A 10,502-nucleotide genomic window follows, 5' to 3' on the forward strand; every position below is an offset into this window, starting at 1 on the left:
CCCGCGCGGGCGGCCGACACAGCGGCGCGCAGGTGCAAAGATCCCCACATTCGGACGGCGAGAGGGTCGCCGCGGTCGTAGTCGTCCTGGATGCCGCCGAGAGCCTTGTCGGACAGTGACAGGGAGTCGTCCCAATCAGCGGTCACCCACATGTCCCAAACGCGCATCCAGTCGGCGAGTGCGGGCATGACGGGGTCACCGGACAGGCGAGAAGACCATGCTGCACGCTCGGCGGCCATGGTGATCAGCTCGGCGTGTCCGAGGGCGTGGGCGGCCGTGTGGGTGAACTTGCAGGCGACGGCGTAGATGGCGTACGCCTCTTCGCGTTCGTGGCCGTTGGAAACCTCGGCGAGCGCACGCGCCTCACGTAGCAGGTCCGGCAGCACTCGCAGGATGGCCACGTTGGCGGCGGCGTCTCGTAGGCGGTGCAGCCTGGTCATGTCGCGCCACAGTTCGCTGGACTGCCGGGGGGTGCCCTCGAATACCGGCGTGAGGTCGTAGCGGCGTAGTTCACGCAAGATGGACGCGGCGGCGACCTGCCACTGATTGTCAGCCGGGCTGCTGGTGTAGGGGCGCCCGATCAGGTCGTTGGGATGAACGTGCAGCTCAGCCGCGAGTGCGTTGAGCAGGCCAACGCGGTCGATCTCGATTTGTCCGCGTTCCATCTTGGACACCCACCCCTGGGACTTCCCCAGGGCGGCGGCGAGGTCCGCCTGTGGCATGCCTAGGCGCAAGCGCGCGCGGCGAACACGGCGGCCGATCTCCTCGGCTTCTTCCAGCATGCGCGGGGCTCCATCCGCTCGGGCTCTCTCAAGAACGGTACCCATGAGGCGCGGCGAGCGTCTTCCCCAGCGGTAGAACGACAGAAGCCCCCCGGTTCGGCCTGTGCGGCCGTACCCGGGGGCTTCTGTGCCACGTGGTGGCGTCTTCGTCATCTGAGTCGGGCGAGTGCGGCGAGCCTGAGGCCGACGAGACCTACCAGGGCGCCGATGCTAGGCAGCGGCCACCGTCGGCTTTCGAGTTCGTCGAGGCGTCCCTTGGTCTGGTCGCTCCGCTGAACGAGCGGGGCGAGCGCACCGTCGATCCGGACGAATCCCACCTCGACCGTGACCCAAGCCGTTCAAGAGCGACTGTTGCCGAGTCGGGCGGCGGCTCGGGCTTGGTCACACACTGCCCCGTTCTTCCGGTCGAGCGCGAGCAGCTCGTCGTCTGCGTCCGGGGCGGGGCGCAGCCACGCTGGCAGCAGGTTCTCGACGACCGCCAGCGCCATCACGCGGGTGATGGCGCTGGCGAGGGCGAGCGCGAGGCCGACACCTGCGGCGGCCTCGGGGATGCCGGCGGCATTGAGTTCGACTTCGCCGAGCTTGACGGCGTCGGCGGTGTTGAAGTCGGGGAGGTAGGTGTTCACCAGCGGGGCGCACCCGCCGACGCTCGCCCCGTGGAATCTGTCGAGGCCGTAGCGGACTGGCGAACAGGTCACCGAGTCCGGTGATGTTGCCGCCGCTGCCGACGCCGTCCGGATCGCGAGTGACCAGGCCAATCTCACGCTGTAGCGTCGCTGTGACAGATTGCAGATGCTTCTGTGACATCGAAGGAGAATCATTGCTATTTCCTTCGATTGCTAGGCTTGGGGCTCTCGGTCGTGCACACTGGTTGCCAGACAAGCCGTGGGTGCACACACGCTCTGTCGCCGTCTCGTGTCCAGCACGGGCCCGTCTTCAGAGAGCACGGTGCAGTGAAGAGCAATCGGTCGGGGCGTGAGTCAACTCAGCCACGAAACGAACTAGTTGTGAGGGTTCCGCGTCCCTCGGTTCGATGGAGCGCCATTACCGGCAGTGGCATAGCGGCCCTCATCGCCAGTGGTCGCGTACATGACCCAGTGGCGGTGTGGGCGCTCGTGCTACTGGGAGTTGTAGGTCAGTGCTGTGATGCCTTGATCGCTTGGGCAGCGCTGAGACGGGAGCACCCAGACACGTGAACTAGGCCAGTTCACCAGCCTGCATCGGGTCGGGTACCGCCTGGCCGGTTTCGGTGAGGATGCGGTTGACCTCACTCTGCACGGCGGTGTCGTCCCAATCTGGGTGTAGCCAACACACCTTGGTGTCGGTGAAGGCAGCCTGCGCCTGCTGGAGCAGGGACAGGATCTGCGCGGTGCTGGTCGGGTCCTCGCTCACGGAGTCGCCGAACGTGATCCGGGGCCGCTCGGGTACAAGGCCAGGCGTGGACAGTGCCCGGTCGAGCCGCAGCATGACGAACAGGATGTGCGTGAGCGCCGGTCACCAGTAACGGGACTTCTTGTCACGGGTGATCATCGATCGGCGCTCGCGGGCGGTGACCTCGGTCGCGGGGGCAGCGGGTTGATCGCCGAGCCCGAACGTGGTCGGCGTCGAGCTGCTCCCGACGGAGCGGCCTCGGTTGATGGTCCTCCCCCGGTATGCGCTCTTGCGTGCGTAGTGTCCGCCCCTCAGTCCCGCCAGGGAACAGGGACCGGCCAGCGTCTCCATGGACACAGAACCCCCTCTGTCCTCCGAGTATGCCTTTTACTCGGAGGAACCAAGGTGGCGCCGAAGGCGTGAGCCCGCGCGGGATGTGCAGCGACGGCTGAGGCCGGCTCAGGAATGAGCCGGCCTCAGCCGTTGTCGTCCGCGGACGGCGCCTCAGAGCACCCGCACCGCGCCGGTGGGCGGGTCGTAGGACAGCGGGCGCTCCACGACGCCGCTGGAGGGGTTCTGCGCGCCGACGAACATGCCGTCGCCCACGTACACCGCCACGTGGTACGCGCTGCCCGCGCTGCCCCAGTAGAGGATGTCGCCGGGCTGGAGGTTGGACAGCGACACCTGGGTGCCGGCGGTCGACTGGTCCTGCGAGACGCGCGGCAGGCTGATGCCCACCTGCTTGAAGGCGGTCTGCACCAGGCCCGAGCAGTCGTACGCGGACGGGCCGGTGGCGCCGGAGACGTAGGCCTTGCCGACCTGCGCCTTGACGAACGAGATGACCGCCGCGGCCGAACCGGTCGCCGTGGACGTGCTCGTGGAGGAGCTGGAGGAGCTCGCCGGGGCGGCGAGCGTGGTGCGCTGGGTGCTGCGCGAGGCGCGCTCGGCGGCCTGCTTGCGCGCGGCCTCCTCGGCGGCCTTCTTCTCGGCGGCGGCCTTCTTCTTGGCCTCCGCGAGGTCCGCCTTGGCCTGCTTCGCGGCCTTCGCGGCGGCCGCGTCACGTTCGGCCTGAAGCTGGTAGTTCGCGGCGGTCTGCTGCGTCGCGTCCGCGGACTGGGCGATCTGCGCGGCCAGGTCGGCCGTCAGCGTGGGCAGTTCGAGCGTCTGCGTCACCGGCTCGGCGGCGTTCGCCGAGGAGGCCGACGCACCGGCCACTGCCATGGTGCCGAGGACGCCACCGGCAACTCCGGCCCGCATCGCGATTCTCGACGCGCTACGGCGGGGCTTCCGGTGGCTGCGTATGTGAGCGGTGTGGGACATGGGAACAACCGGTACCAGGGGCTCCTTCATATCTTCAAGAAACGTGTGCTGCGCCACATTTGCTCAACGCAGGCCCCGAACACCTGGAACTGTTTCCTTTATTGACGCCGTAACGGACATTGCGGACGCAGGTGATCATGCCTGTGATCATGGTCTTTCGCTGTTACGCCCGAATTGCCCCGCGCCTACCACCGGTTGGGACCGTTGGCCAAGCCCGCTTCTCATGGCCCTCTCATCAATGTGGCGGAGGTCACGGAACGGTCACCGCCCCGCCGTGCGTCTGTGCCTCACGCCCTCCGGCTCGGGGTCGACTGTCACTTCGGCCCGTTGAGCCACTTAGGTCCCTTTTGCCTCGATGGCCACACGGGCCACAGCGCGGGCTTGTGAACCGGCGAACGTGTCCACTTTCCGTGACGCCGTCCCCCTGATGTGTGAATAGCGGCCCTATACCAAGGTCTTGACTCCCTCGGCCACTTTGCGCCGGACGCCGTGCGTCTGATAGAGGGCACCCCCTCCGACCTGCAAAGACGAGGTCAAATGTCACCGCTCGTGATCACTTCGGTGCTTCGCGTGTGAAGATCAATGCTCATCCGCCTTCATGATCGTTCGTCAGGTGGTGGAGATCACAAAGATCAGGGAATACCCCGTGTCGCAAGTCACAGAGTGTCGGGCATAAGATGCGAGGCAGTTGGGCTTGTGACCTGCTTCACATGTTCTCGATCTTCGCCGGAAACGGTGGGGTTCGCGGGGCTGAAGGGGCGGCCGTGAGCCCGCAACCGCCAGCAGTCAGTGCCGACTGAGAGGAGCGAGGAGCGGTGAACGCGTATGCGCCCATCCTCGTACTGGGAGCCCTCGGGGCAGGCTTTGCGATCTTCTCCGTGGTCATGGCCACGCTGATCGGACCGAAGCGGTACAACCGCGCCAAGCTCGAGGCATACGAGTGCGGTATCGAGCCGACCCCCACGCCGGCCGGCGGCGGGCGCTTCCCCATCAAGTACTACCTGACGGCGATGCTCTTCATCGTCTTCGACATCGAGATCGTCTTCCTCTACCCGTGGGCCGTCACCTTCGACGCCCTCGGTGTTTTCGGGCTCGTGGAGATGCTGCTCTTCGTGCTCACCGTCTTCGTCGCGTACGCGTACGTGTGGCGGCGCGGCGGGCTGGAATGGGACTGAGGGGCCTTATAAGACATGGGACTCGAAGAAAAGCTGCCGAGCGGCTTCCTGCTGACCACCGTCGAGCAGGCCGCGGGCTGGGTGCGCAAGGCGTCCGTCTTCCCGGCCACCTTCGGCCTGGCCTGCTGCGCGATCGAGATGATGACCACCGGCGCCGGCCGCTACGACCTCGCGCGCTTCGGCATGGAGGTCTTCCGCGGATCGCCCCGGCAGGCCGACCTGATGATCGTGGCCGGCCGGGTCAGCCAGAAGATGGCGCCGGTCCTCAGGCAGGTCTACGACCAGATGCCCAGCCCCAAGTGGGTGATCTCCATGGGCGTGTGCGCCTCCTCGGGCGGAATGTTCAACAACTACGCCATCGTCCAGGGCGTCGACCACATCGTCCCCGTCGACATCTACCTCCCCGGCTGCCCGCCGCGGCCCGAGATGCTGATGGACGCGATCCTCAAGCTCCACCAGAAGATCCAGTCCTCCAAGCTCGGCGTGAACGCCCAGGAGGCGGCCCGCGAGGCGGAGGAGGCGGCGCTCAAGGCCCTGCCCACGATCGAGATGAAGGGGCTGCTGCGGTGAGCGACGCGAACGGCACCCACGGTGCGAACGGGTCCGGGAACGGGGTCAACCCCGAGAAGGACCTCGCCGCCCAGAACCTGCCCGGCCGGCGCGGCGAGGGCGGTGAGGAGATCCGCGTCCAGCGCGGCATGTTCGGCGCGAACAACGGCGGGGACACCTCCGGCTACGGCGGCCTGGTCCGCTCGGTCCGGCTCCCGGGGCCGGCGAGCCGTCCCTACGGCGGCTGGTTCGACGAGGTCGCCGACGAACTCGAGGGCGCGCTGGAGGAGCAGGACCTGCTGCCCGCCAACGCGATCGAGAAGACGGTCGTCGACCGCGGCGAACTCACCTTCCACATCGAGCGCGAGCACCTGGTCCGCGTCGCCCGCACCCTGCGCGACGACCCGGCCCTGCGCTTCGAGCTGTGCACCGGCGTCAGCGGCGTCCACTACCCGCACGACAAGGGACGCGAGCTGCACGCCGTCTACCACCTGCGCTCGATCACCCACAACCGGCTGATCCGCCTCGAGGTCAGCTGCCCCGACGGCGACCCGCACATCCCGTCGCTCGTCTCCGTCTACCCCACGAACGACTGGCACGAGCGCGAGACCTACGACTTCTTCGGGATCGTCTTCGACGGTCACCCGGCCCTGACCCGGATCATGATGCCCGACGACTGGCAGGGCCACCCGCAGCGCAAGGACTACCCCCTCGGCGGCATCCCCGTCGAGTACAAGGGCGCCCAGATCCCTGCTCCGGACCAGCGGAGGTCGTACTCGTGAGCACGCAGTCAGCATCCGCCGCATCCGCGGAATCCGCCGCGTCGGCCGCCTCGGCACGCGAGACGACCGAGGGCACCGTCTACACGGTCACCGGCGGCGACTGGGACGAGGTCGTCCAGTCCGCGGCCCGCGCCGACGACGAGCGCATCGTCGTCAACATGGGTCCCCAGCACCCCTCCACCCACGGGGTGCTCCGCCTGATCCTGGAGATCGACGGCGAGACGGTCACCGAGGCCCGCTGCGGCATCGGCTACCTCCACACCGGGATCGAGAAGAACCTCGAGTTCCGCACGTGGACGCAGGGCACCACGTTCGTGACGCGCATGGACTACCTGACGTCCTTCTTCAACGAGACCGCCTACTGTCTCGCCGTCGAGAAGCTCCTCGGCATCGAGGACCAGATCACCGAGCGCGCCAAGATCATCCGGGTGCTCCTGATGGAGCTGAACCGGCTCTCCTCCCACCTGGTGTGCATCGCCACCGGCGGCATGGAGCTCGGCGCCACCACGATCATGATCTACGGCTTCCGCGACCGCGAGATGATCCTCGACATCTACGAGCTCGTCACGGGCCTGCGGATGAACCACGCCTACATCCGCCCCGGCGGACTCGCCCAGGACCTCCCGCCCGGCGCGGTGGACCAGATCCGCGAGTTCGTCAAGAAGATGCGCAAGAACCTCCCGGAGTACGACAAGCTCGCCACCGGGAACCCCATCTTCAAGGCCCGTATGCAGGACGTCGGCTACCTCGACCTGGCCGGATGCATGGCCCTCGGCGCCACCGGCCCGATCCTGCGCTCCACCGGCCTCCCGCACGACCTGCGCAAGGCGCAGCCCTACTGCGGCTACGAGACCTACGACTTCGACATCCCGACCGCCGACACGTGCGACTCCTACGGCCGCTTCCTGATCCGCCTGGAGGAGATGCGCCAGTCGCTCAGGATCGTCGAGCAGTGCCTGGACCGGCTGCAGCCCGGCCCGGTCATGGTCGCCGACAAGAAGATCGCCTGGCCCGCCCAGCTCGCCCTGGGCCCGGACGGGCTCGGCAACTCCCTGGACCACATCAAGAAGATCATGGGCACCTCCATGGAGGCCCTGATCCACCACTTCAAGCTCGTCACCGAGGGCTTCCGCGTCCCGCCGGGGCAGGCCTACGTGGCGGTCGAGTCGCCCAAGGGCGAACTCGGGGCGCACGCCGTGTCCGACGGAGGCACCCGCCCCTACCGGGTCCACTTCCGCGACCCGTCCTTCACCAACCTGCAGGCCATGGCGGCGATGTGCGAGGGCGGCCAGGTCGCCGACGTCATCGTCGCCGTCGCGTCCATCGATCCCGTGATGGGAGGCGTCGACCGGTGACCACTTCTTCTTCGGAGCGGGGCGTCAGCCTGGGCATGCCCGAACTGCCCGCGCCCGACTACCCGGACGACGTCCGCACCCGCCTGGAGGCGGACGCGCGCGAGATCATCGGCCGCTACCCCGACTCCCGCTCCGCCCTGCTGCCGATGCTGCACCTGGTGCAGTCGGAGGAGGGCTACGTCAGCCGCACCGGAGTGCGCTTCTGCGCCCAGCTGCTCGACCTGACCACGGCCGAGGTCACCGCGGTCGCCACGTTCTACACCATGTACCGGCGCAAGCCGAGCGGCGACTACCAGGTGGGCGTCTGCACCAACACCCTGTGCGCCGTGATGGGCGGCGACGCGATCTTCGAGTCGCTCCAGGAGCACCTGGGCGTCGGCAACGGCGAGACCACCGACGACGGCAAGGTCACCCTGGAGCACATCGAGTGCAACGCGGCCTGCGACTTCGCGCCGGTCGTGATGGTCAACTGGGAGTTCTTCGACAACCAGACGCCGGACAGCGTGCGCCGCGTCGTCGACGACCTCCGCGCGGGACGCGCGGTGACGCCCACGCGCGGTGCCCCCCTGTGCACCTTCAAGGAGACCGCCCGGATCCTGGCCGGCTTCCCCGACGAGCGGGAGGGGGCCACGGAGTCCGGCGGCAGCGCGGGACCCGCCTCGCTGGTGGGCCTCCGCCTGGCCAAGGGAGAGGCCGCACCCGCGCGGGTGGTCCACCCGAGGGAGTCGGGTCCGCACGACGAGCCGCGCGACGCCGCCGTGGGGGACGCGTCCGCCACCAAGCACCTGAGCTCCCACGACGCGCCCCAGGAGACATCGGCCTCCGACCCGTCCCACCCGGCGGGGCCTGTCGCGAAGGAGGGGGAGGAGTCATGACCTTGGCACCCGAGATCGACGAGAGCAGCCCCGAGAAGCTGCTCGCACCCGTGCTGTCGGCCTTCTGGGACGAGGACAGGTCCTGGACGCTGGACGTCTACCGCAGGCACGAAGGGTACGAGGGGCTCCGCAAGGCGCTCGCCATGTCACCGGACGACGTGATCGCGTACGTCAAGGACTCCGGTCTGCGCGGGCGCGGCGGCGCGGGATTCCCGACGGGAATGAAATGGCAGTTCATTCCCCAGGGTGATGGAAAGCCGCACTATCTTGTTGTCAACGCCGACGAGTCGGAGCCGGGGACCTGCAAGGACATCCCGCTCCTCTTCGCGAACCCGCACAGCCTCATCGAGGGCATCGTGATCGCGTGTTACGCCATCAGGTCGTCGCATGCGTTCATCTATCTGCGGGGTGAAGTCGTCCCCGTACTGCGGCGGTTGCACTCGGCAGTCCGCGAGGCCCGCGAGGCCGGCTACCTCGGCGAGAACGTCCTCGGCAGCGGGCTGGACCTCGACATCACCGTGCACGCGGGCGCGGGCGCGTACATCTGCGGTGAGGAGACCGCACTGCTGGACTCGCTCGAAGGCCGCCGTGGTCAACCGCGGCTCCGTCCCCCCTTCCCTGCCGTCGCGGGCCTCTACGCGTGCCCGACTGTTGTGAACAACGTCGAGTCGATCGCGTCAGTTCCCGCCATCATGAAGAACGGCAAGGACTGGTTCAGGTCGATGGGCAGCGAGAAGTCCCCGGGCTTCACGCTCTACTCGCTCAGCGGCCATGTCGCGAGCCCCGGCCAGTACGAGGCGCCGCTCGGCATCACCCTGCGTCAGCTGCTCGACATGAGCGGCGGAATGCGGGCCGGGCACCGACTGAAGTTCTGGACCCCGGGCGGCTCCTCCACGCCGATGTTCACCGACGAGCACCTCGACATCCCGCTCGACTACGAGGGAGTGGGCGCCGCGGGCTCCATGCTCGGCACCAAGGCACTGCAGTGCTTCGACGAGACGACCTGCGTGGTGCGGGCCGTGACCCGCTGGAGCGAGTTCTACGCCCACGAGTCCTGCGGCAAGTGCACGCCCTGCCGCGAAGGCACGTACTGGATGGTGCAGTTGATGCGCGACCTGGAGGCCGGCAAGGGCGCGATGTCCGACCTCGACAAGCTGTACGACATCGCCGACAACGTCAACGGCAAGTCCTTCTGCGCCCTCGGCGACGGCTCCGCCCAGCCGATCTTCTCCTCCCTGAAGTACTTCCGCGAGGAGTACGAGCAGCACATCACGGGGCGCGGCTGCCCCTTCGACCCGGCCAAGTCCACGGCCTGGGCCGACCGCCCGGAGGTGACCGCATGACCGTGACCACGAACGCCCCCTCCGGCGGGGGAGAGGCGGCCCTCCCGCCGGAGGACCTCGTGACCCTGACCATCGACGGCGTCGAGATCAGCGTGCCCAAGGGCACCCTGGTCATCCGCGCCGCCGAGCAGATCGGCGTCGAGGTCCCCCGGTTCTGCGACCACCCGTTGCTCGCCCCGGTCGGCGCCTGCCGCCAGTGCATGGTCGAGGTGGAGGGCCAGCGCAAGCCGATGGCCTCCTGCACCATCACGTGCACCGACGGCATGGTGGTCAAGACCCAGCTCTCCTCGCCCGTCGCCGAGAAGGCCCAGAAGGGTGTGATGGAGCTCCTGCTCATCAACCACCCGCTGGACTGCCCGGTCTGCGACAAGGGCGGCGAGTGCCCGCTGCAGAACCAGTCCATGTCGCACGGCACCGCCGAGTCCCGCTTCGACGGCAGGAAGCGGACGTACGAGAAGCCCGTGCCGATCTCCACCCAGGTGCTGCTCGACCGGGAGCGGTGCGTGCTGTGCGCCCGCTGCACCCGGTTCTCCAACCAGATCGCGGGCGACCCGATGATCGAGCTGCTCGAGCGGGGCGCGCTCCAGCAGGTCGGCACCGGCGAGGGCGACCCCTTCGAGTCGTACTTCTCCGGGAACACCATCCAGATCTGCCCGGTCGGCGCCCTCACCTCGGCGGCGTACCGGTTCCGCTCCCGCCCCTTCGACCTCGTCTCCTCGCCGTCGGTGTGCGAGCACTGCTCGGGCGGCTGCGCCACCCGCACCGACCACCGGCGCGGCAAGGTCATGCGGCGGCTCGCCGGCAACGACCCCGAGGTCAACGAGGAGTGGATCTGCGACAAGGGACGCTTCGCGTTCCGGTACGCGCAGCTGAAGGACCGGCTCACCACCCCGCTGGTGCGCAACCCGGAGGGCGAGCTGGTGCCGGCGTCCTGGCCGGAGGCGCTGGAG

11 protein-coding genes are annotated in these 10,502 nt (G+C 68.3%); 7 read left to right on the forward strand and 4 right to left on the reverse strand.

Annotated elements, in window-relative coordinates; genetic code table 11:
* The 4 genes from IE249_RS36040 to IE249_RS03540 form a co-directional block, all read right to left on the reverse strand.
* On the reverse strand, positions 1-782 hold a 782-nt coding region (locus tag IE249_RS36040), incomplete at its 3' end, for a helix-turn-helix domain-containing protein (RefSeq protein WP_229857426.1).
* Between the two features lie 338 nt (positions 783-1,120).
* Positions 1,121-1,408, reverse strand: coding sequence for a hypothetical protein (locus IE249_RS36050; protein ID WP_229857428.1), 288 nt, complete (start codon positions 1,406-1,408; stop codon positions 1,121-1,123).
* Between the two features lie 571 nt (positions 1,409-1,979).
* Positions 1,980-2,249, reverse strand: coding sequence for a phage capsid protein (locus tag IE249_RS03535; protein WP_229857431.1), 270 nt, complete (start codon positions 2,247-2,249; stop codon positions 1,980-1,982).
* Between the two features lie 408 nt (positions 2,250-2,657).
* Positions 2,658-3,473 carry a C40 family peptidase gene (locus tag IE249_RS03540; protein WP_189703303.1) on the reverse strand — a complete coding sequence of 272 codons (816 nt, stop codon included), beginning with the start codon at positions 3,471-3,473 and terminating at the stop codon, positions 2,658-2,660.
* Positions 3,474-4,288: 815 nt separating this feature from the next.
* On the opposite strand from IE249_RS03540, the gene IE249_RS03545 reads away from it, so the two are divergent.
* The 7 genes from IE249_RS03545 to nuoG form a co-directional block, all read left to right on the forward strand.
* A complete protein-coding gene (locus IE249_RS03545; RefSeq protein WP_007383963.1) occupies positions 4,289-4,648 on the forward strand; it encodes an NADH-quinone oxidoreductase subunit A in 360 nt (119 codons plus the stop codon).
* Positions 4,649-4,663: 15 nt separating this feature from the next.
* The gene (locus IE249_RS03550; protein ID WP_189703304.1) at positions 4,664-5,218 is read left to right on the forward strand and encodes a NuoB/complex I 20 kDa subunit family protein; all 555 of its coding nucleotides are present in this window, start codon (positions 4,664-4,666) and stop codon (positions 5,216-5,218) included.
* Entirely contained in the window at positions 5,215-5,979 is a 765-nt protein-coding gene (locus IE249_RS03555) for an NADH-quinone oxidoreductase subunit C (protein WP_189703305.1), read from the forward strand. The genes IE249_RS03550 and IE249_RS03555 overlap by 4 nt, the downstream gene beginning before the upstream one ends.
* The gene (locus tag IE249_RS03560; RefSeq protein WP_189703306.1) at positions 5,976-7,334 is read left to right on the forward strand and encodes an NADH-quinone oxidoreductase subunit D; all 1,359 of its coding nucleotides are present in this window, start codon (positions 5,976-5,978) and stop codon (positions 7,332-7,334) included. The genes IE249_RS03555 and IE249_RS03560 overlap by 4 nt, the downstream gene beginning before the upstream one ends.
* Positions 7,331-8,209 carry an NADH-quinone oxidoreductase subunit NuoE gene (gene nuoE, locus IE249_RS03565; protein WP_189703307.1) on the forward strand — a complete coding sequence of 293 codons (879 nt, stop codon included), beginning with the start codon at positions 7,331-7,333 and terminating at the stop codon, positions 8,207-8,209. Before IE249_RS03560 ends, nuoE begins: the two co-directional genes overlap by 4 nt.
* Positions 8,206-9,552 carry an NADH-quinone oxidoreductase subunit NuoF gene (nuoF, locus tag IE249_RS03570; protein ID WP_189703308.1) on the forward strand — a complete coding sequence of 449 codons (1,347 nt, stop codon included), beginning with the start codon at positions 8,206-8,208 and terminating at the stop codon, positions 9,550-9,552. Before nuoE ends, nuoF begins: the two co-directional genes overlap by 4 nt.
* Positions 9,549-10,502: NADH-quinone oxidoreductase subunit NuoG (gene nuoG, locus IE249_RS36055; RefSeq protein WP_229857433.1), on the forward strand; the 954-nt coding region annotated here is incomplete at its 3' end. The genes nuoF and nuoG, both read left to right, overlap by 4 nt.

Source organism: Streptomyces anandii JCM 4720 (assembly GCF_014650655.1).
Lineage (GTDB): Bacteria > Actinomycetota > Actinomycetes > Streptomycetales > Streptomycetaceae > Streptomyces > Streptomyces anandii.

Bases quoted from the DNA above. Each gene is read 5' to 3' on its own strand.
- IE249_RS03535 (WP_229857431.1), bottom strand. From the start codon at position 2,249: ATGCTGCGGCTCGACCGGGCACTGTCCACGCCTGGCCTTGTACCCGAG.
- IE249_RS03540 (WP_189703303.1), bottom strand. From the start codon at position 3,473: ATGTCCCACACCGCTCACATACGCAGCCACCGGAAGCCCCGCCGTAGC.
- nuoF (WP_189703308.1), top strand. From the start codon at position 8,206: ATGACCTTGGCACCCGAGATCGACGAGAGCAGCCCCGAGAAGCTGCTC.
- IE249_RS03550 (WP_189703304.1), top strand. From the start codon at position 4,664: ATGGGACTCGAAGAAAAGCTGCCGAGCGGCTTCCTGCTGACCACCGTC.